The following is a 19,723-nucleotide window of genomic DNA, read 5'->3' as shown; positions in this document are numbered from 1 at the left end:
TACGCGAGAAGGCCGATTCTTGCCCACTGGGAAATCTTGCGCAATGAGAACGTTTTCTGTGAGGCTGAGCCCGCGCCGCCGATCAACGGACCCCGGGCAGTGCCCGAGCCCCGCAGACCTTCCGACGACAGAGGCACGAGGACCCCCTATGTCCACCCCCCACCATCCGCCCACCGCCACCACGTCCATGGACGCCGAGGAGCTGGGATTCGACCCGGACGCCCTGCGAGCGAAGTACCGGGCCGAGCGTGACCGCCGCATCCGCCCCGACGGCAGGAAGCAGTACCGGCGCATCGCCGGCGACTTCGACTCCTACGCCCAGGACCCGTACGTGGAACCGGAATTCACCCGGGAGCCACTGCACGACCGGGTCGAGGTGCTGATCATCGGGGGCGGATTCGGCGGACTGCTCGCCGGTGCGCGGCTGCGGCAGGCCGGTGTGCGGGAGATCCGCATGATCGAACAGGGCGGGGACTTCGGCGGCACCTGGTACTGGAACCGCTATCCGGGTGTCCAGTGCGACATCGAGTCCTATGTCTATCTGCCCCTGCTCGAGGAGATCGGCTACGTACCGCGGTGGCGCTACGCGCCGGGCGAGGAGATCAGACAGCACGCGCGGGCGATCGGGCGCCACTTCGACCTCTACCGCGATGTCCGCTTCCGGACCCAGGTGACAGAACTCCGCTGGGACGACACCGAGTTGGAGTGGACCGTCCACACCGACCGGGACGACCGCATCCGGGCCCGCCATGTGGTGATCTCCAGCGGAACACTCAGCCGGGCGAAACTCCCCGGCATCCCCGGGATCGAGACCTTCAAGGGGCATACGTTCCACACCAGCCGCTGGGACTACGACTACACCGGCGGCGACGCGAGCGGCGGACTGCACGGGCTCGCCGACAAGCGCGTGGCCCTCATCGGCACCGGCGCCACCGCCATCCAGGTCGTGCCACATCTGGGACGGGACGCCGAGCACCTGTATGTGTTCCAGCGCACGCCCTCCTCGGTCGATGTGCGTGGCAACCGCCCCACCGATCCGGGGTGGGCCGCATCGCTGACGCCCGGCTGGCAGCGGCGCCGCAGGGACAACTTCCTCGCCGTCGTCACCGGCGGCCAGGCGGCCGAGGACCTGGTGGACGACGGCTGGACGAGCACCGCGCGGCTGCAGCAGAAACTCATCCCGACCGACAGCTACGCGGGCCTGCCATCCCAGGAGCGCGAACGCCTCTACGAAATCGCGGACTTCCAGAAGATGAACGGGATCCGCGACCGCGTGGACTCCATCGTCGAGAACACGGCGACGGCCGAGGCGCTCAAGCCCTGGTACCGCTACATGTGCAAGCGCCCCACGTTCAGCGACACCTATCTGGACACCTTCAACCGGGCCAACGTCACACTCGTGGACACGGCCGACCACGGGGGCGTCGAGCGCATCACCGAGAACGCCGTCGTGGTCGACGGGGTCGAGTACGAGGTCGACTGCGTCATCTTCGCCACCGGCTTCGAGGTCGGCGTCTCCGGCGTCACCTCCGGACTCCTGCCGGTGCACGGCCGGGGCGGTGTCACCCTGACCGAAGCCTGGCGCGACGGCCCGAAGACACTCCACGGCTTCTACAGCCACGGCTTCCCCAACCTCTTCCAGCTCGGCCCGCTGCAGAACGCCAGCGCCGTCAACTATGTGCACATCCTCGATGAGCAGGCGATCCATGTCGCCGAGGTGCTCGCCGAGGCGCGCAAGCGCCGGGCCCGGTATGTCGAGCCGACCGCCGAGGCCGAGGCGGCCTGGCGCGCCACCATCCGTGAGAAGGCGGCGGACCTGTACGCCTTCCAGGCCGAGTGCACCCCCGGCTACTACAACAACGAGGGCATGCCCAGGGAGCGCAGCGAGTCCTTCGGCGACGGGCCGATCGCCTTCCATGAGCTGCTCAGGCGCTGGCGCGCGGACGGCGGCATGAACGACGTGCTGGTGGACTGACACCGATGGATATCACCCACTCCCAAGGAGCGACGATGCACCCCAGCCGGTTCGACGACACCGGCCGCGGCCGGGCCACGAGCGACCGTATGGAGGTGCGTCGACTCACCAGGGCGAACCGGCTGTGGGGATCCAACGGCGTCACGTTCGGCCCCGACGGGCGGCTGTACGTGGCGCAGTTCCTCGCCGGGCAGATCAGCGCCGTGGACCCCGCCTCGGGCGATGTCGAGGTGGTGGTGCCGCTCGACGGCCCGGTGGAGGCGCCGGACGACCTGGCCTTCGGGGCGGACGGCTCGATGTACATCGCCGATCTGACCCCCGGCCGGGTATGGCGGCGCAGCTCGGAGGGCGCGTACACCCTGGTCTCCGACCAGGTGTCGGTGCCCAACGGCATCACCTGCGTCGGCGACCGCCTCTTCGTCAACGAGATGAAGATGAACGGCCGGCTGATGGAGCTGTTCCCCGGCGGCGGCGACCCGGCGGTGCTGACCGACGGGCTGGCCCTGGGCAACGCCATGCAACTCGGCCCCGACGGCTGCCTGTACTACCCTCAGATGATGCGCAACCAGGTCTGGCGGATCCCGCCCGACGGCGGGGTGCCCGAACTGGTCGCCGAGGAGGTGGACGACCCCGTCGCGGTGCGGTTCGACCGGGGCGGCGTGCTCGTCGTGCTGTCCCGTGGCATGGCCGGTCTGGTGACCCGGATCGATCTGAACACCGGGGCCCGGGCGGTCGTGGCAAGCGGCATCGTGGGGCTGGACAACGCCGCGTTCGACCACGAGAACCGGATGTTCGTCTCCAGCTTCGCCAGTGGCGGGATCGCGGAGGTGCACACGGACGGCAGGACGCGGGTGGTGGTCCCCCAGGGGTTCGACGGGCCGTTCGGCATCACGGTCGACCTCGGTGGCACGGTGTACGCGGCCGACCACTTCCGCCTGGCGAGCCCGGACGTCTCCGGCTCCGGTCCTGGTCTCGGTCCCGACTTCCGTCCCGGCTCCGGTCCCGGCGCCGGTGAGGACGGAGGCGAGCCCGGTGTCGTCACCCACGAGCTGATATACGCCGTGCACAACGTCACCGCCGACGACGGCCTGCTGCACCTCACCTCTCAGCTCGGCGATGTACGCACCCACGACCCCGTCAGGAAGACCACGCGGGTACGGGCCACCGGGCTGGACCAGCCCACCGGAATCGCCGTCGCACCGGACGGCTCCCTCGTGGTCGCCGAGACCGGTGCGGGCCGCATCCTGCGCATCGACGACACCGACACGGTGAGCGTGCTCGCCGAGGGACTCGACCACCCCCTGGACGTCGCCTTCGACGGCGAACGGCGCTGCTACGTCAGCGACGACCGGCGCGGCGCGGTGCTCCGGCTGGAGGACGGCGCGGCGGTGGTCGTCGCGGACGGGCTCGGCGCACCGCAGGGCCTGGCCGTGCGCGGTGACGAGCTGTTCACGGTGGAGGTCGCGCAACGGCGGCTGCGGGCGATCTCGCCGGACACGGGTGAGAGCAGGATCGAGGCCGAGAACCTGGCGGTCGGCCTGCCGCTCGGGATCACGCGCACCGAACCCGAGCCGATCCCCGGAGTCCCCGGCCGCCCGCGTCAGTTCGCCGGACTCGCCGTCGCCCCGGACGGGGCCCTCCTCGTATCGGCCAATGGGGAGGGGAGTGTGCTGCGTCTGATCGAGCCGGCCGAATGAGGTTCGCCGCCTGAGCGGCTGCGCCGGAGCCGTCGCTCAGGTGAGGTCGACCCACACCTCAGGAGAGGTCGACCCACACCTTTCCCGCCGCGGTGTACGCCGCGGTGAACGCCTCCTGGACGTCCTCCAGGGCATAGCCGTCGCTGACCACCGCCCCGAGCCGGGGTGGTGTCCGCGACTCCAGGGCGCTGACGGTCTGTGCGAAGTCCACCGGATGGTCGTAGATCATGCTGCCGATGAGGGTGATCTGCCCCGCCACCAGATCGCGGGGCGAAACCCCGAGAGGAGAGGTGTTCATCCCGATCAGAACCGCGGTGCCGGGTTTGGTGAGCCGCCGCAGCCCCTGCTCGATGACTCCGGGGGCGCCGGAGGTCTCGAAGAGACAGGGGAGCCCGTCCGTGTCCGGTGGCAGGGGCGTCGCGCCCAGCGAACACGCGCGGTCGAGCCGGGCCTCGTTGGGCTCCTGGACGAACACCGTCACACCGTGGTCGACCAGCGCCTGACACAGCAGCAGACCCTGGGAACCGGCCCCGATCACCAGGCAGCTCTGCCCCGGCGCGATGCCCGAGCGCCGCATCGCCGCCCGTGCCACGGTCGCCGGTTCCACACAGACCAGGTCCTCGAGCGACAGCCGCGGGGCGACCGGCCAGACGAACGCGGCCGGCGCGACGACGTAGTCACTCAGCAGACCGGGAACGGTCAGTCCCACAGCGGCCCGGCCGGCGCAGGCCGACGTCCGCCCGGCCCGGCAGGGGGCGCACGCCAGACAGCAGTAGTCCGGTTCGATGACCACGTCCTGGCCGGTGCGCAGACCGCTGACCGCACTGCCCAGCTCGACGATCCGCCCCGTCCCCTCGTGGCCCAGGATCCAGGGCAGACGCGGTGGCCGCCGGTGTCCCGCGTGCACCGCGAGATCGGAGCCGCACAGCCCCGTGCCCCGCATCCGGATCAGCACGTCCCCGGGGCCGCAGGACGGCTCCGGCACGGACACCACGGACAGCACACCGGGCTCCGTCAGCACGGCGGCCCTCAAGGGATCGCCTGCTTTCCGGAAAGACGCGCCGCCAGCATCATGCCAAGAGCGTGCCACACATGATCCGCGCGGCGGTAGACCACGTCACCGGCGCACCTGACCAAGTCTCAGCCGCCGCACACCACCTACGCGTACGCTGAGGACGCGACTTGCCATACCGTGAGCAAGGAGTGGAACGGCCATGTCGGACAGCACCCTGGCCCCCGATATCGATCAGGCCCTGTACGCACTTTCCCCCGAGGGGCGGAAACTTCTCTTCACCGAAGCCAAGACGGCCTATGACTTCAGCGACAAGCCGGTGGGCGACGACCGCGCGAAGTGGTCGCCACGGCCCGGACGATGCTGATCGCCGGATACGAGCTGACCGGCAGCTTCATCAGCAACGCGGTCTTCTCCCTGCTGTCCCGGCCGGACCAGCTGGAGCTGCTGCGCAAGGACCCCGAACTGGCCGGGCGCGGCCTGGAGGAACTGCTCCGGCACGCCGGGCCGGGCATCTCCTCGTCGTGCGCTTCGCCAACGAGGACGTGGAGATCGGCCCCGTACAGATCCGCGCCGGCGACCAGGTGCTTCTGGACATGGACGCCGCACACTCCGACCCGGCCCACTTCACCGACGGCGAGCGGCTGGACCTGACGAGGGATTCCGGCATGCATCTCCAGTTCGGCCACGGCATCCACTGCTGCATCGGTGCGCCACTGGCCAGGGTGGAGGGGCAGATCGCCCTGGAGAGCCTGGTCCGGCGGTTCCCCGGCCTGCGGTTGAGCGTTCCCGCCTCTGAGATCAGCCACAGCAAGAACCCGTTCATCCGCTCGCTGACCGCGCTCCCCGTCGAGTTCGAGGCTCAGCGGCCAGAGGGGTGATCGCTGGACGACGTCGGATCGGCCAGGCCGGTGACCCGCATGGTGATGTTCAGCCGTCCGGACCTCAGTCCGGTGGCCGGGTCGCCGGTTCCGGGCAGGATCTTGGGGACGGCATGGTAGGCGTAGCGGGAGGGGCCTCCGAAGACGAACAGATCCCCGGAGCCGAGTTCGAGATCGGTGTACGGCTTGGTACGGGTCTCGGTGTTGCCGAAGCGGAAGACGCAGCTGTCGCCGATGGTGAGCGAGACCACCGGGGCGGATGACCTCTCGTCCTTGTCCTGGTGCATGCCGAGTTTCGCCTGGGCGTCGTAGAAGTTGATGAGCGCGGTGTCGGGGGTGTACCCCTCACCGGCCGTCTCGTCGTCGTATGCGTCGGCCAGGGCGCGACGGCCCAACTCGACCATCCAGTGCGGGAATTCGGCGACCCGGGCGCAGTTCACATCGTCGGCGGTGCGGGTGTACGCATAGGGCTGCCAGTGCCACCCGATGCACACCGTCCGCACCGACATGACGCCCCCGCGCGGCAGCTTCGTGTGCCGGATCGGGACCGGGCCGGTGGCCCAGCCCCGGCAGGCGATGACCAGCTCCCGCTGCTGTTCGAGGGTGAGCCAGCCCGGCACGTGGACGGCGCCGGGGGCCACCTCGAGGCGTGGGCGGGGGATCAGGGCGTTCATACGGCGTTCTCCGCGGGCGGGTTGGCGATGTCGGGCCGCGATGTGGGGGCGGTGGTCTCGGGCCGCGACGTGAGGCGGTGGGTCCGGCCGCGATGTCGGCGGCGGCGGTGTTCCGGCCGCCGCGTCAGGCCGCGTCGTGGAAGACCAGGCCAAGTGCGTGGCGGCGCCCGGAGCGCACCGTGCTGACCCCGTGCCGCATGACACCGGCCGACCAGCCGCGCTTGGTGGCCACGGGGCGGTCACGGGTGGTGAAGATCAGCCCGTGGCCCTGCTGGAGTACGGCCGTGGTGCCCCGGGACTGGGCGCGAGGCCGCTGCTCGACCAGCAGGAACTCCCCGCCCGTGTAGTCCGTGCCGTACGCGTCCAGCCCGATCACCACCTGAAGCGGAAAGAGCATGTCGCCGAACACGTCTCGGTGCAGGGCGTTCCAGTCGCCGGGGCCGTATCGCAGCAGGATCTGCGCGGAGCGGTCCTGTCCGGCCTCATGGCACATGGCCAGCCACTTCTCCAGGCTGTCCGGCCAGGGCGCCGGGCGGCCGAGCCGCTCCGCCCAGTCACGGGCGATGGTCAGCAGCCGCGGGTAGAGCGCGGCGCGCAGCTCGGCGACCGGCTCGGGCAGGTCATGGGTGAAGTAGCGGTACTGACCGGAGCCGAAGCGGTGGCGGGCCATGTCGATCGTGCTCCTGAACCGCTCCTCCCGCTCATAGAGCCCGGCGATACGGGCGCACTGGGCAGGGGTCAGCAGCCGTGGAGTGAGCGCGCACCCGTGGGTGTCCAGCTCTTCGGCCAGCTCTGGCCAGTCGGCCGCGGCCACGCGCTGGTGGAGGCGTGCGGTGTCGGTCGTGGTGCTCATCGGTGTTTCTCCGGGATCGTGCTCATCGGTGTTCTCCGGGATCCGGGAAGGATGCGGTGCGGGCCCCGACCGGTGGGCGCGAGGCCCGGTGGGTGCGAGGCCCAGTGGGTGCGAGGCCCGCGCTCAGGCGTTCTGGAGGGCGCCTTCGTGGACGAGGAGTCGCTGCTTGCGCTCCAGCCCGCCCGCGTAGCCGGTCAGCGCGCCGGTGGCGCCGATGACACGGTGGCAAGGCCGTACGACCAGCAGCGGATTGCGGCCGATCGCGGTGCCGACGGAGCGAACCGCCGTGCGCGGGGCGCCGATCTGCCGGGCGATGTCGCCGTAGCTCACCGTCGTGCCGTACGGAATGGTCTCCAGCGCCTGCCACACCCTGCGCTGGAAGTCCGTACCGCCCTCGACGCACTGGATGTCGAACCGGATGCGCTCGCCGTCGAAGTACGCGCGTAGCTGGGAGATGATCTCGGTGAATGCCTCGGCATCCTCGTTCCAGCCGTCCTGGACGACGGCCCCGCCCTTCTGGCCGGGCACGGACAGGGAAACCAGCGCGGTGCCCCCGGGCGCGGTGGCGGACCTCTCGCCCACCAGCAGCAGCTCGCCGAGCGGGCTGTCGATCGTCGTGTGGACCGTCATGGCTGTGGTCCCTCTCTTCTTCTCGCTGTTCTGTCGTGCGCTGCTCCCAGCATGAGTCTTCAGGCAGCGGAAAGCTGGCGGGATTCGGACATGGTGTTTCCGGTGCCGGGCACCGGGCGCGCGGCGCGCGGCTCTTCGGCGTCAGTGGCCGTCCAGGGCCGTCTCGGCCCAGATGACCTTGCCGTACGGGGTGTAGCGGGTACCCCAGCGCTGGGCGAACTGGGCGACGAGGAACAGCCCGCGCCCGCCCACGTCGGTGGTCGCGGCCCGCCGCAGATGAGGCGAGGTGCTGCTGCCGTCGGAGACCTCGCAGATCAGGTCGCGGTCGCGCAGCAGCCGTATGCGCACGGGAGGTGTGCCGTACCGCAGGGCATTGGTGATCAGTTCACTGATGACCAGCTCGACGGTGCACACGGCGTCCTCCAGGCCCCACGCCCGTAGTGTCCGGGCGCAGGTGGCGCGGGCCGGGGCGACCGCCGCCGGGTCGAACGGCACATCCCACTCGGCCACGTCCTCCGGGTCGAGCAGGCGCGTGCGGGCCACCAGCAGTGCGACATCGTCGCTCGGACGGTCCGGAAGCACGGTGTGGAACAGGCTGCGGCAGGTCTCGTCCGGGCCGAGGTCCGGCTCGGCCTTGAGGGTGTGGCGCAGCAGGTCCAGGCCGGGGCCGGCGGTTCGGCCGTGGCCTTGGAGGAGACCGTTGGTGTACAGCACCAGGCGGCTCGCGGCGGGCAGCGAGAGGCTGACCGCCTCGAAGGGCTCTCCACCCCGGCCCAGGGGCGGGGAGGCGGGCATCGCGGGGATGTCCACAGAACCGTCCGGGCGGGTCAGAACGATGCCCGGATCGCCGGCCCGGGCCAGGGTGCAACGGCCCGACACCGAGTCGTAGATCGCGTACAGGCACCCGGCGCCGGTGGTCCGGCTGCCCTGCGAGTCGGCGTCATGCTCCAGGTCGAGACGGGTGACCAGCTCGTCCAGATGCGAGATGAGCTCGTCCGGGGACACGTCCAGGGCCGAGAAGTTCTGCACCGCGGTGCGCAGACGGCCCATGGTGGCCGCGGCGTGCACACCCTGCCCGGGCACCTTCCCGACGACCAGCGCGACCCGGGCGCCGGAAAGGGGGATCACATCGAACCAGCTTCCGCCCACCGCGCCCTGCGCGGGCAGATAGCGGGACGCCACCTCCACGGCGTCCTGATCGGGCAGACCGCTGGGCAGGAGGGTGCGCTGCAGGGCGGCGACCATGGCGTGTTCGCGGGCATAGCGGCGGGCGTTGTCGACGCACACGGCGGTGCGCACGGCCAGCTCCCCGGCGATCGCCAGATCCGCTTCGTCGAACGGCTCGGCGCGCCGGGTCCGCCAGAAGCTGGCCAGGCCGAGGGTGACGCCGCGGAACCGCAGGGGGACGGTGATCAGCGAGTGGACCCCGCGATCGAGGAGGTGCCGGGCCTCGGCACCGTCTCCGGCCGACCACTCGGCGGTGCCGGTCAGATCGGCCTGGAGGACGGCGGCTCCGGCCTGCACGGCCCGGCTCTGCGGTGTGGCGGATGCGTAGACGACCCGCTCGCCCACGCGGAAGACGGGGGCTTCGGGGGGAACCCCGCCGACGGCGGTCCGATGCGGTGCCAGGGGCTCGTACGGCGGCTCGGGCTCTTCGCCGCGCAGGACGGGTTCCAGCAGCTCGACGGTGACGATGTCGGCGAACCGGGGGACGGCCACGTCCACCAGCTGCTCGGCGGTACCCGTCAGCTCCAGGGAGGAGCTGATCCGCACCCCGGCGTCGGACAGCAGCTTCAGCCGCTCACGGGCCTCCTCGGCCCGGCCGGACAGCACCCGCAGTGCGGTGGTGTCCCTCAGCGTCACCACGCTTCCGGCGGGATCGCCCGCACGGTCCGTGGACCGCATATTGACCACCAGTAGCCGGTCCCCGCAGGGGTGCACCTCGTCCGTGACGCGCCGTCCCGACGTCAGCAGCTCTGCCAGGTGCGGTTCCAGGCCGAGCTCGCCGATATGCCGCTCCTCCGCGTCCGGAGCCAGCCGGAGCAGCCCCCGGGCCTCGTCATTGACCAGCAGCAGCCGCCCGTCCTCCGCCAGGACCAGCACCCCTTCGCGGACCGAGTGCAACACCGCGTCATGGTGTTCGTACATCCGCCCCATTTCCGCGGTGCCCAGGCCGTGGGTCTGCCGCCGCACCCGCCCGCTCAGCAGCGCCGTCCCGCCCGTGGCCAGGGCCAGCGCCCCGGCGCCACTGCCGAGCAGCAGCGGCAGCCGGTGGTCCACCGCGCTGTTCACGCTCTGGACCCTGACCCCGACCGACACGCCGCCGATGAAGGCCCCGTCGGCCTTGGTGACGGGGACCGCCGAGACGACGGACGGGCCCTGGCTGGCCCGGAAGGTCTCCGTGATCGTCTTTCCGCTCAGCTCGTCCCGCACCAGCCCGGCCGGTCCGACGATCCGCTTGCCGATCAAGGGCGTCTCGGGGTGGGTGAGGCGGATGCCATGAGTGTTGAACACCACCACGCTGTCGACGCCGGAGCCCTTCCGCGCCGCCTCCGCATGGGACTCCAGCTGCGCCGTCGGCTTGTCGTTGCTGATGGCCCGGGCTATTCCGGGGGAGTGCGCGAATGTCTCGGCCACCGCGAGGGAGCGTCGGCGAGCGTCGAGTGCGCTGTGTTTATGGGCATCCGCCGCGACGGCCACCACTGCGGCGGCCACGAGAACCAGGGTCAGCAGAAGCTGCAGGATGAACGCCTGCCCGGCGACGCTCCGCACCTTCGACCGGGGCCCCAGCCGACTCCGGGTCGCACGAGCATATCGGCTCATATCGGCATTTATAACATCCTTCTCGTCGTAGGCGAGAAGCAGAGTGCGGCATCGTTTTGATCGATCAATGTGCTGATCAAGGCCGGTTTTCGACGCCCCGGGAAGGTGGGTTACGCGTCCGCCCGTACGCGGGCACAATGAGGCGGCTGGACCAACTGACGGCCTTTTCAAGGAGGTTCGGGTGAGAACAGCAGGCCGTACCAGGAGACGTGGTCGGCTGATCGCCGCGATGTCCGGTCTGTTCGCCACGGCAGCCCTCGCGACAGTCGGCACGAGTGCGGCCGCTTCCTCCGCGTCCACCGCCCCGTCCACGCCCCCATCCCCGTCCACGTCTGTCTCGACGCCGTCCGTGTCCGCTGCCGCCTCGGCCGTGGAATCCCTGGATGTCCCGGACACCGCCTGGACCGTGGACGAGCGCACCGGAACGCTGCGTGTTCTCGTCGGCTCCACGGTCCGGGGAGCCGACCTGGCCAGGCTCGACCGCACCGCCGAGCGATTCCGCGGCGCCGTCACCGTCGAGCGGCTGGAGGGTCCGCTGCGGACCCTTCTCTCGGGTGGCGACGGGATCTACTCCTCCATGGGGATCCGCTGTTCCGCGGGGGTCAATGTGCAGAGTGGCGCCACGTATTACTTCATCACGGCCGGCCACTGCACCGATGGCAGCCCCACCTGGTACGCCGACTCCGGTGCGACCACCCCGGTCGGCCCGACGACCGGCACCAGCTTCCCGGGTAATGACTACGGCGTCGTCCGGTACACCAACACGGCGGTTCCGCACCCCGGGACCGTGGGAACGGTCGACGTCACCGGGACCGCCACCGCCTACGTCGGCCAGCAGGTCTGCCGCCGGGGGGCCACGACCGGTGTCCGGTGCGGTCAGGTCACCGCGCTCAACGCGACCGTCAACTACGGCGGCGGTGACGTCGTCTCCGGCCTGATCCAAACCAATATCTGCGCCGAACCAGGTGACAGCGGCGGTCCGCTCTACGCGGGCGACAAGATCATCGGCATTCTCTCGGGCGGCTCCGGGGACTGCTCCTCCGGTGGCACCACCTTCTACCAGCCGATCCAGGAAGTGCTGAGCGCCTACGGCCTCACCGTCTACTGACACCGGCCACCGCCTACCGGCCGCGGCGGCCCTGTGGCGCGTCGCCGGGCCGGGACCGCCCGCCAGAGGTCCCGGCCCGGGCGACGGAGGTAGCCGGTGGCCCGTGAAAACCGCCGTCACAGGCCGTGGCGGCGGTCACCCAACACCGCTTCGCAGACCCGCGATTCCATCTCCGGAGAGAACGGCACCTCGCCGCGGGCCCGGGCGGCGACGGCCTGGCGGGTCTCCTCGGCGATCAGATCCGCGTTGATCTGGGCCGCCGCGGCCGCGCCCGCCGCCGCGGCGCCACCGACCTGGGCGGCCAGATCGGTGACATTGCCCGCGGCCCACACCCCGGGCACCTCGGTGCGGCCGGTCGCGTCGGACGCGATGTGCTCACCGCCACCACTCGGATGTTCCACCGCCCGCAGCCCGAGCGCGGACAGAAGGCCGGTGCGCGCCACCATCCGCGACGCGACGGCCAGTGCCTCGCGCTTGACCACGCTGCCGTCGGTCAGCCGCACGCCGACAAGGCGGTCATCGACGATCTCCAGGGACGCCACCTCGCCGTCCACCACGCGGATGCCACGAGCGGCCAGCTGCTCCGCCTCCTCGCCGGCCGGCGACGGCAGGGTGTGGGAGAAGAAGGTGACATCGTCGCTCCACTGACGGAACAGCAGCGCCTGGTGCACCGACAGCGGCCCGCTCCCCAGGACGCCGATGGCCTGGTCACGGATCTCCCAGCCGTGGCAGTACGGACAGTGCACCACATCCCGGCCCCACCGGGACCGCAGCCCCGGGACGTCCGGCAACTCGTCGACCAGCCCGGTGGCCAGCAGCAGCCGGCGCGCACGGACGCTCCGGCCGTCGGTCAGGGCCACCTGGAACCCGGTCTCTTCCCGGGCGACGATGCCGACCTCGCCGGACACCACGTGACCGCCATAGCCGCGGACCTCGGCCCGGCCCCGCTCCACCAGCTCGGCCGGTCCGATCCCTTCCCGGGCCAGCAGTCCGTGCACCCCCGAAGCGGGGGCGTTGCGCGGGGCGCCCGCGTCGATCACCACCACCGACCGCCGCGCCCGAGTCAGCATCAGCGCCCCGCTCAGCCCCGCGGCGCCACCGCCGATCACCACCACGTCATAGGTGTTCTTCAGCTCATCGGTCACTTCGACCACCTCCACGGCCACCATGCGAGCTCGCCCACCGTGAGCGCAAAGCTTGTTGCCGAGATGGCAAAGCGATGGTCAGGCGGCGGAGGCGGCGCGGCGCCGGCGGGCGATCTCGCCCGCGACGATGTCGACGGCCAGGAAGGCGGCCAGTGGGATACCGAGGAGGGGCAGGTAGTAGCCGATCACGGCGGTGGCCGCGGCCAGGGGGACGAGGACGTACAGCGGTACCCGCCGCCACGCGCCGCGGGGGATCGGGCGGCCGAGGGCGGAGGCGCGACCGCGCTGCCACCACATGCGATAGCCCCAGACGATCAGAAGGATCAGCGCGAGCGCGAGAGCGGCCAGGGCGATCTGATTGACGAGGCCGAAGAGGTTTCCGGTGTGGAGGTCGATGCCCCAGCGGGTGAGCTTGGCGAGCACCGGGTAGTCGGCGAACCGCTGGACGTCGGTCACCTCGCCCGTGGCCGGGTCGACGGCCACCGAGTCCTGCTTCTCGGGCCAGCTCCGCTGGATCTGGCTGACGACATACGCACTGCCCGGCTCCGCGGGCGCCACGATCTCGACGGGGTTGTCCAGGTCCTTGGCGCGGGCGGCCGCCAGCACGGTGTCCAGGCCCACATCGGCGGTGTGCCCGGCCGCCTCGTCCGTACCGCCCATGTCCATGCCCGGCATGGAACCGGAACCCATGTGGTGTCCGGCGTGTTCACCGCCGCCGACGGTGGCCGACACGGTCGGGGTGGTCTGGCCGAGGGCGGTGCGCAGGTCCTCCACGTTGGCCCCCGCGTAGGTGGACCAGGTCAGGCCGGTGGCGGACAGGAACAGCAGCCCCAGCGCCACCCACAGCCCGACCGCGCCATGGAAGGACATGGTGCGCTTGCGGCCGGTGGCGGCGCGGTCGGGCAGCGCGACCGCCCGCAGCGTGCTCTCCTTACGGCGACGGCTGAGCCAGAGCACCACACCGCCGAGGGCGATGACCCACAGCCAGCTGGCGGCGAGTTCGCTGTAGAGGCGGCCGGTCTGCCCGAGGTGCAGATCGCGGTGGAACTCATCGATCCAGGTGCGCAGCGGGAGGGCGCCGGTGGAGCCGTACTGCTCCAGCGCCCCGCGCACCTTCCCGGTGTACGGGTCGACGAACACGGCCAATGTGTGGTCGGGATCGACGCCCTTGACGCCGGAGAGCAGCACCCGGGTGGTGGCGCCGTCCTCGGGGGAGGGCCGTACGGCGCTGATCTCACCCTCGGGATGGGCCTTGCGCGCGGCTGCCACCTGTGCGGAGATCGGCAGTTCACGGTCGCCGACGGGGACGCGCAACTCGTGGGCGTAGACCAGCTTCTCGGCCTGGAACGATCCGGCGTACAGCAGTCCGGTCACCGTTGCGACCAGCAGGAACGGCGCGACCAGCACCCCCGCGTAGAAGTGCAGCCGCAGCACCAGCGGCCGCAGGCCAGCCCATACGGACCCGCCGGACCCGGACCCGCCGGACTCGGCCTCGGCGAGGGAGTGTGGCTCCCTGTCGGCGACATCATCCGGGGAATCGCCCGTGGCCGGGGCGAGCGGTTCAGCGGACATGGACGACTCCTGGCTCGGGGCAACGGCGGGAGGCGGACGCATATCGGGCCGCCGGTTGAGTTGTCGGCCGCACGCACGGCTGAGTTCCGGGCATCATCTGTGAACTGGCTCACATGGACACATTCGGGGGCGGCCCACACGCCACGCTTGTCACCGGCGTGATGAAGATTGAGCCGTCGTCACGCGCACCGGTGACGGCTGGCACCATGGCTGCCATGTCCGCCGGGCCACCCTTCCGTCTCGCACGAGCCGCCGTGTTCGCGGCGGTGTGCGTCGTGGTGACCGCGCTCGGGCACACGCTGATGTCCAGCGACGCCCTGCCGGTGTGGGCCGTGGCCGCCGCGTTCGCCGGGACGACGGCCGCCGCGTGGTGGGTCGCCGGGCGCGAGCGCGGAGCGCTGGTCGTGACCGGTGCGACGGTGGTCGCGCAACTCGGCCTGCACATGGCGTTCCGGTTCGCGGAGATGACCGTCGCTCCCGCCGCGGGAAGCGCCATGGGCCACCGGATGCCCGGTATGCGGGACATGGGCACCGCCCCGATGAGCGGCGGCGCCATGGGCCATATGCACCATGGCGCGGACGCGATGTCCTCCGCCGCGCCGTCGATGGGCCATCTGCCGTGGCCCTGGGCGGGCCCCGGCGGGGCGGGCATGGCCACGGCCCACCTGCTCGCCGCGCTGGTCTGCGGACTGTGGCTGTGGCGCGGCGAGCGCGCGGCCTTCCGCCTCGGCCGCGCGCTCGCGGCCCTGCTGTTCGTCCCGCTCGTCCTCGCCCTGCGCATCCTCGGCGCGGGCGCCACTCCGCTGCCCGCATGGCCGTCCGCACCGGCCTTCGCCCGCAGGCCGCGCGGAGTTCTGCTACGGCACGCCATTCTCCGCAGAGGGCCACCGAGGCGGTTCGCCGTCCGCTGAACCGCCCGTCCTTCCCCCGCCCCGACCTGGGGTGAGTGCCGGTTGACGGGCGGAGTACCGGCGCCTGCCCGGCGTCGGCCCCATCCGTCGGCACCGCCGGCTCCTCGCCGCCCCGCCGCGCCCGCGCGCGGCCGGTGGCGCATGCCGGTGTGCCGTTCACCGCCACCCGAAGGACGTGTGACGATGCCTTCCGCCACGCTGCCCGCCGCACCGATGAGAGCCATGCACGGCTTCACCACCGCGGCGAACGACCGCCAGGTCACCGCATGGGCGCTGGCCGCCCGTGACGGCGACCGCGACGCGGTCGACCACTTCATCCGCGCCACCTACCGCGATGTGCGCCGCTTCGTACTCCATCTCAGCGCCGACCCCCACGGCTGTGAGGACCTCGCCCAGGAGACGTATCTGCGGGCGCTGACCGGACTCTCGCGCTTCGCCGGCCGCTCATCGGCCCGCACCTGGCTGCTGTCGATCGCCCGCCGGGTGGTCGTCGACCGCTACCGCATGACCGCCGCCCGCCCCCGCACCCTGGAGTCGGACGACTGGCAGGAGGTGGCCGAACGGGCGCAGCCCGTCGGGCTCCCCGGGTTCGACGAGGGGGTGGCGCTGATGGACCTGCTGGCTGGGCTCGCCCCGGCGCGCCGCGAGATGTTCCTCCTCACCACGGTGCTCGGCCTGCCGTACGCGGACGCCGCCACCGCGACCGGCTGCCCCATCGGCACCGTGCGCTCCCGTGTGGCCCGCGCCCGTGAGGAGATCACCGCACTGCTGGCCGCGGCCGAGAAGGCCGCGGAACCCGTGCGGCTGGCGGGCTGAGCCCAACGACGATGCGGGACACGGCGGGTGGCGGGCCATCGGTGGCCGCCACCTGCTGCGTCCCGTACGTCACCACTGTCACCCCCCGCCCGGCCGGTGACGTACGGGGGCGCGCGTCTTGATCAGTGGCCGGCCACACCGCCGGGAGACGGCGGGGAGGCGAACGCCGGCCGGGCGCACCGGCGGCAGGCGCGGGCCGGGGGAGCCACCACGGCGTGTGACACGGCGGCGAAGGCCCCGGCGGAGGTACCTGCACGGACGTGGCGCGCGGAGCTACGGAGCCGTCACCTCGGGGCAGAGCGCCAGCAGTTCGGCGGGTTTGTGAAGGATCACATCGGGCTCCGCCGCGAGCAGGGTCTTCTCGTCGGTCTCACCCCACATCGCCGCCACGGCGGTGATCCCGGCCCCCCGCGCGCTGGCCAGGTCGGTCACCGCGTCCCCGACCATCACGGTTCGGTCGGGGTCGGCGTCCATCAGGTCCATCGCCTTCAGCACGATGTCCGGCGCGGGCTTGGGCCGCGCCACCTCGTCGGAGCCGAGGACCACGTGGAACTGGCCACGGATGCCCAGCGTGTCGAGCAGCGAACGCGCCCGGGGTCCGCTCTTCCCGGTGGCCACGGCGAGCCGCAGCCCGCGGTGGCGTAACTCCGACAGCAGCTCGGGTACACCGTCGAACATCTCCACCAGGTGGGCGAGCCGGTAGCTCTCGCGGACGAACGGGGCCTCCATCTCCAGCGGAAGGCCCATGATCCGCATGATGTCGGGGAAGTAGCGGCCCAGATGCCGGTTGTACTCCTCGAAGGGTGGCTCACCCTCGCCGACGACCTCGGCGTAGGCGAGCGTGAACGCCTCGCGCATCACCGCGAAGCTGTTGACGAGGACACCGTCGAGGTCGAAGACCACCGAGGTGACCGGGGCGATACCCGCGCCGGAGAGCGGGGCGCCGTGACTGATCGGATGGCTGGTCATTGAAGACTCCCGTGGTGCGGGCCGGTTCGGCGGACCGCCGGTCCGGGTCTCGGGCCGGTCCGGGTCTCAGGGCGGTCCGGAGAAGGGGTTGACGACGCCGAGCAGGGCGAGACGGCAGGGGTTGACGACGGCGAGCAGGGCGAGACGGCAGGGGATGACGACGCCGAGCGGGATGGGGCGGCAAGGGATGACGAAGGCGAGCGGGTGAGGCGACAGCCGCCCGGTGCGGTCACACCGGCGCCGACACCGACTCCCGGACCTCCTGGGGGATCCGGGCCGAGGTGTAGACCCGTTCGATGGCGCCGATGGTCCGTCGGACCTCCTCGATCACCCGGCCCCGCCCCGCCGGGTCGCGCAGCTGCGCGGGAACCATGTCGAGCTGCCGGTCGTACTCGGTGCCGATCGGTTCGGTGGGTACCGCCACCGGACGGGTCGTACCGTCGAGGGTGCGGGTCAGGGTGGACTTCTCGAGGCGGTTCGGGCTGAATCCGAAGGTGCAGTGCAAGGTCGCGCTGCCCGCGCTGCCGTCGATCGTGACCCGCGTGGTGTCCAGCGCCTCGTGCGAGGCCCAACTCGCGTGCAGCACGACCGAACGGCCGTCGTCGGTGATGAGGAATCCGCGCGCGGTGTCCTCCACATCGGTGCCGCCCGAGAGCACCGGGCCGCCGTCGTCGCCCCGCCACGCGGCCCGCGAGGACCGCTGGGTGATGAAGTCGGACGACACGGTGCCGATGGCATGCCGGAACGCGGCGGTGCCCAGCAGCGGAACCGCGATGTCGAACAGATGCCAGCCCAGGTCGACCAGCGCCCCGCCGCCCGCGAGCGACCGCTGGGTGAACCAGCCGCCCCGGTCGGGTACGCCGCGCGCCCGTACCCAGGCGAGTTCGACATGGCGGATACGGCCCAGCCGGGCGGCGATCCGGTACAGCCCGCGCACATCGGCGCGGTAGCGCGCCGCGCTCCCGGCCAGCAGCACCGCGCCACCGGAGCGCTCCGCGGCGGCCAGCCGCTCGGCCTCCTCGGAGGTCAGGCACACCGGCTTCTCCAGGAACACCGGAATACCCTTGGCCAGCAGCTCGGTGGCGACATCGCAGTGCAGATGGTTGGGCACCGCGACCACCGCCAGGTCCACCTCCGCGGGGTCGAGGTCGTGGACCGCCGCCAGCACCGGCAGCCGGTCCGCGCCCTCCGTCTCGGCGACGGCCGCGCGGCCGCGCTCGTCGGGATCCACCGCGGCGATCACGGTGAAGGCGGGGTTGCGGCGGAGCCGGGGCAGCCAGATCGAGCGGGCCGCCCACCCCAGCCCCACCACGGCGGTCCGGATCGGCGTCCCGTCGGCGGGCGGGGCGCTCATGAGCTCGCGAGCACGTCGGCGACGACGGCGGCCACTTCGTGCATCTGCTCCTCGCTTCCCAGCAGCACCCGGTGGTGCAGCCATAGGCAGTCGCGGGTGAGCGCCTCGGAGTGCGGGCAGCGGCGGGCGAGCTCGTCCACCGTCAGATCCGGCGCCGCGATCTCCCAGAATGCGTCCGTACGGTAGACCGCGCGGAAGGCGACGAACGCGGGCACCCCGCGCTCGATGAGCAGGTCGACGATCTTCGCGCGGCGCTCCTCGGTGAGGCCCGGCACCCGGAACATCGCCATGTAGTGCGGGTTGCGGTCACCGCGGTCGTCGCGCGACTGCGGTACGACACCGGGGATCTCGGCGAGCAGTCGGCTCAGCACCGGCCAGCGCTGCTCACGCGTGGTGATCTGGTCCTCCAGGCGGCCGAGTTGGGCGCGCAGCACCGAGGCGGAGAACTCGTTCAGCCGGAAGTTGGAGCCCGAGGTGCGGTGGAAGTAGCCGCGGTCGGAGGGCGGACGTCCGCAGCTGTGCCGGACGAAGCCCCGCTCGTACATCTCGGCGTCGGGGAAGAGCACGGCGCCGCCCTCACCGGCGGTCATCAGCTTCCCGTTCTGAAAACTGAACGCGGCGACCGAGCCCAGCTCACCGACCTTCTTGCCGCGCCACTGAGCTCCGTGGGCGTGGGCCGCGTCCTGGATCAGCGGCACCCCCGAGTCGGCGGACAGCTTGCCCAGCGCGTCCATGTCGCACATCTGACCCGCCATGTGCACCGGCATGATCGCGCGGGTCCTCGGGCCGATGGCCGCCTCGACCGCCGACGGATCGATGCAGTAGGTGTCCGGGTCCACGTCCACGGGAACGGCCACCGCGCCCAGCCGCTGCGCGGCCTGCGAGGACGAGATGAAGGTGAACGCGGGAACGATCACCTCGGTGCCGGCTCCGATGCCGAGCACCTCGAGGGCGAGCTCCAGTGCGTGCGTTCCGTTGGTGACCGCGAGGGCGTGCTCGCTGCCGTGGGCCGCGGCGAACTCCGCCTCGAAGGCGTCGACCTCACCGCCCCCGATGCGCCACCACTGCCCCTGATCCAGGGCCCGAATGAGCCCCTCGCGCTCCTCGTCGCCATACTGAGGCCATACGGGCAGCTCGGATCCCAGGCGCACATCATTGCTCATGATTTCCCTACTCCCTTAATGCGTTATGGAGGCAGGTCCGCGGCGGACGCATTAGCACGCTAACCGGCCGACGGGGCAATCGTCATTCCCCCTCAGGGCCCCCCTACAGCCCCCTTAAAAACGGAGTTGACCAAGCTCTC

The 19,723-nt window shown here is 71.5% G+C and carries 17 protein-coding genes; 7 read left to right on the top strand and 10 right to left on the bottom strand.

The genetic code is table 11. The features are described 5' to 3' along the window. Window positions 1–148 precede the first annotated feature (148 nt). Complete coding sequence (locus CGL27_RS05300; protein WP_119984950.1) at window positions 149–1,975, top strand: NAD(P)/FAD-dependent oxidoreductase; 1,827 nt, start codon at window positions 149–151, stop codon at window positions 1,973–1,975. A 35-nt stretch (window positions 1,976–2,010) separates the two neighbouring features. Continuing rightward, window positions 2,011–3,672 carry a hypothetical protein gene (locus tag CGL27_RS05295; protein WP_119984948.1) on the top strand — a complete coding sequence of 554 codons (1,662 nt, stop codon included), beginning with the start codon at window positions 2,011–2,013 and terminating at the stop codon, window positions 3,670–3,672. 58 nt (window positions 3,673–3,730) lie between these two features. On the opposite strand, the gene CGL27_RS05290 is transcribed toward CGL27_RS05295, so the two are convergent. Continuing rightward, window positions 3,731–4,693, bottom strand: a complete 963-nt coding sequence (locus CGL27_RS05290) for an alcohol dehydrogenase catalytic domain-containing protein (RefSeq protein ID WP_119984946.1) — start codon at window positions 4,691–4,693, stop codon at window positions 3,731–3,733. A 193-nt stretch (window positions 4,694–4,886) separates the two neighbouring features. On the opposite strand from CGL27_RS05290, the gene CGL27_RS05285 reads away from it, so the two are divergent. Next, the gene (locus tag CGL27_RS05285; protein WP_240450362.1) at window positions 4,887–5,051 is read left to right on the top strand and encodes a hypothetical protein; all 165 of its coding nucleotides are present in this window, start codon (window positions 4,887–4,889) and stop codon (window positions 5,049–5,051) included. A 157-nt stretch (window positions 5,052–5,208) separates the two neighbouring features. After that, the gene (locus tag CGL27_RS49805; protein ID WP_162952880.1) at window positions 5,209–5,565 is read left to right on the top strand and encodes a cytochrome P450; all 357 of its coding nucleotides are present in this window, start codon (window positions 5,209–5,211) and stop codon (window positions 5,563–5,565) included. Here the strand turns inward: CGL27_RS49805 and CGL27_RS05275 are convergent. From CGL27_RS05275 to CGL27_RS05260, 4 genes are all read right to left on the bottom strand, one after another. After that, a complete protein-coding gene (locus CGL27_RS05275; RefSeq protein WP_119984943.1) occupies window positions 5,547–6,239 on the bottom strand; it encodes an alpha-ketoglutarate-dependent dioxygenase AlkB in 693 nt (230 codons plus the stop codon). The genes CGL27_RS49805 and CGL27_RS05275 overlap by 19 nt on opposite strands. 124 nt (window positions 6,240–6,363) lie before the next feature. After that, complete coding sequence (locus tag CGL27_RS05270) at window positions 6,364–7,092, bottom strand: 2OG-Fe(II) oxygenase (RefSeq protein WP_119984941.1); 729 nt, start codon at window positions 7,090–7,092, stop codon at window positions 6,364–6,366. Window positions 7,093–7,215: 123 nt separating this feature from the next. Then, entirely contained in the window at window positions 7,216–7,722 is a 507-nt protein-coding gene (locus CGL27_RS05265; RefSeq protein WP_119984940.1) for a methylated-DNA--[protein]-cysteine S-methyltransferase, read from the bottom strand. A gap of 141 nt (window positions 7,723–7,863) precedes the next feature. Further along, a complete protein-coding gene (locus CGL27_RS05260; protein WP_119984938.1) occupies window positions 7,864–10,545 on the bottom strand; it encodes a SpoIIE family protein phosphatase in 2,682 nt (893 codons plus the stop codon). 181 nt (window positions 10,546–10,726) lie between these two features. On the opposite strand from CGL27_RS05260, the gene CGL27_RS05255 reads away from it, so the two are divergent. Beyond that, on the top strand, window positions 10,727–11,653 hold the full coding sequence (locus CGL27_RS05255) for a S1 family peptidase (protein WP_119984936.1): 927 nt from the start codon (window positions 10,727–10,729) through the stop codon (window positions 11,651–11,653). Between the two features lie 116 nt (window positions 11,654–11,769). On the opposite strand, the gene CGL27_RS05250 is transcribed toward CGL27_RS05255, so the two are convergent. Then, window positions 11,770–12,822: an NAD(P)/FAD-dependent oxidoreductase gene (locus tag CGL27_RS05250; protein ID WP_205587625.1), complete on the bottom strand. Its 1,053-nt coding sequence runs from the start codon at window positions 12,820–12,822 to the stop codon at window positions 11,770–11,772. Window positions 12,823–12,876: 54 nt separating this feature from the next. Then, the gene (locus tag CGL27_RS05245) at window positions 12,877–14,370 is read right to left on the bottom strand and encodes a PepSY domain-containing protein (protein WP_119984934.1); all 1,494 of its coding nucleotides are present in this window, start codon (window positions 14,368–14,370) and stop codon (window positions 12,877–12,879) included. A 215-nt stretch (window positions 14,371–14,585) separates the two neighbouring features. On the opposite strand from CGL27_RS05245, the gene CGL27_RS05240 reads away from it, so the two are divergent. Together CGL27_RS05240 and CGL27_RS05235 are read left to right on the top strand one after the other, a co-directional pair. Then, the gene (locus CGL27_RS05240) at window positions 14,586–15,281 is read left to right on the top strand and encodes a hypothetical protein (RefSeq protein WP_240450361.1); all 696 of its coding nucleotides are present in this window, start codon (window positions 14,586–14,588) and stop codon (window positions 15,279–15,281) included. Window positions 15,282–15,494: 213 nt separating this feature from the next. Continuing rightward, the gene (locus CGL27_RS05235) at window positions 15,495–16,097 is read left to right on the top strand and encodes a sigma-70 family RNA polymerase sigma factor (protein WP_162953268.1); all 603 of its coding nucleotides are present in this window, start codon (window positions 15,495–15,497) and stop codon (window positions 16,095–16,097) included. A 273-nt stretch (window positions 16,098–16,370) separates the two neighbouring features. On the opposite strand, the gene CGL27_RS05230 is transcribed toward CGL27_RS05235, so the two are convergent. From CGL27_RS05230 to CGL27_RS05220, 3 genes are all read right to left on the bottom strand, one after another. Next, window positions 16,371–17,066, bottom strand: a complete 696-nt coding sequence (locus CGL27_RS05230) for an HAD-IA family hydrolase (RefSeq protein WP_119984930.1) — start codon at window positions 17,064–17,066, stop codon at window positions 16,371–16,373. Window positions 17,067–17,295: 229 nt separating this feature from the next. Next, window positions 17,296–18,420 (bottom strand): Gfo/Idh/MocA family oxidoreductase, encoded by a 1,125-nt coding sequence (locus tag CGL27_RS05225; protein ID WP_119984929.1) that lies wholly within the window; start codon window positions 18,418–18,420, stop codon window positions 17,296–17,298. Beyond that, window positions 18,417–19,583, bottom strand: coding sequence for a DegT/DnrJ/EryC1/StrS family aminotransferase (locus tag CGL27_RS05220; RefSeq protein ID WP_119984927.1), 1,167 nt, complete (start codon window positions 19,581–19,583; stop codon window positions 18,417–18,419). The genes CGL27_RS05225 and CGL27_RS05220 overlap by 4 nt, the downstream gene beginning before the upstream one ends. Window positions 19,584–19,723: the final 140 nt, after the last annotated feature.

The sequence above is a fragment of the Streptomyces sp. 11-1-2 genome (genome assembly GCF_003595545.1).
Lineage (GTDB): Bacteria > Actinomycetota > Actinomycetes > Streptomycetales > Streptomycetaceae > Streptomyces > Streptomyces hygroscopicus_B.
Note: the sequence above shows the minus strand (reverse complement) of the source record. Positions and strands in the feature narration are given on the sequence as shown.

Bases quoted from the DNA above. Each gene is read 5' to 3' on its own strand.
- CGL27_RS05300 (WP_119984950.1), top strand. From the start codon at position 149: ATGTCCACCCCCCACCATCCGCCCACCGCCACCACGTCCATGGACGCC.
- CGL27_RS05295 (WP_119984948.1), top strand. From the start codon at position 2,011: ATGCACCCCAGCCGGTTCGACGACACCGGCCGCGGCCGGGCCACGAGC.
- CGL27_RS05285 (WP_240450362.1), top strand. From the start codon at position 4,887: ATGTCGGACAGCACCCTGGCCCCCGATATCGATCAGGCCCTGTACGCA.
- CGL27_RS05275 (WP_119984943.1), bottom strand. From the start codon at position 6,239: ATGAACGCCCTGATCCCCCGCCCACGCCTCGAGGTGGCCCCCGGCGCC.
- CGL27_RS05270 (WP_119984941.1), bottom strand. From the start codon at position 7,092: ATGAGCACCACGACCGACACCGCACGCCTCCACCAGCGCGTGGCCGCG.
- CGL27_RS05265 (WP_119984940.1), bottom strand. From the start codon at position 7,722: ATGACGGTCCACACGACGATCGACAGCCCGCTCGGCGAGCTGCTGCTG.
- CGL27_RS05260 (WP_119984938.1), bottom strand. From the start codon at position 10,545: ATGAGCCGATATGCTCGTGCGACCCGGAGTCGGCTGGGGCCCCGGTCG.
- CGL27_RS05250 (WP_205587625.1), bottom strand. From the start codon at position 12,822: ATGGTGGCCGTGGAGGTGGTCGAAGTGACCGATGAGCTGAAGAACACC.
- CGL27_RS05245 (WP_119984934.1), bottom strand. From the start codon at position 14,370: ATGTCCGCTGAACCGCTCGCCCCGGCCACGGGCGATTCCCCGGATGAT.
- CGL27_RS05240 (WP_240450361.1), top strand. From the start codon at position 14,586: ATGTCCGCCGGGCCACCCTTCCGTCTCGCACGAGCCGCCGTGTTCGCG.
- CGL27_RS05235 (WP_162953268.1), top strand. From the start codon at position 15,495: ATGAGAGCCATGCACGGCTTCACCACCGCGGCGAACGACCGCCAGGTC.
- CGL27_RS05230 (WP_119984930.1), bottom strand. From the start codon at position 17,066: ATGACCAGCCATCCGATCAGTCACGGCGCCCCGCTCTCCGGCGCGGGT.
- CGL27_RS05225 (WP_119984929.1), bottom strand. From the start codon at position 18,420: ATGAGCGCCCCGCCCGCCGACGGGACGCCGATCCGGACCGCCGTGGTG.
- CGL27_RS05220 (WP_119984927.1), bottom strand. From the start codon at position 19,583: ATGAGCAATGATGTGCGCCTGGGATCCGAGCTGCCCGTATGGCCTCAG.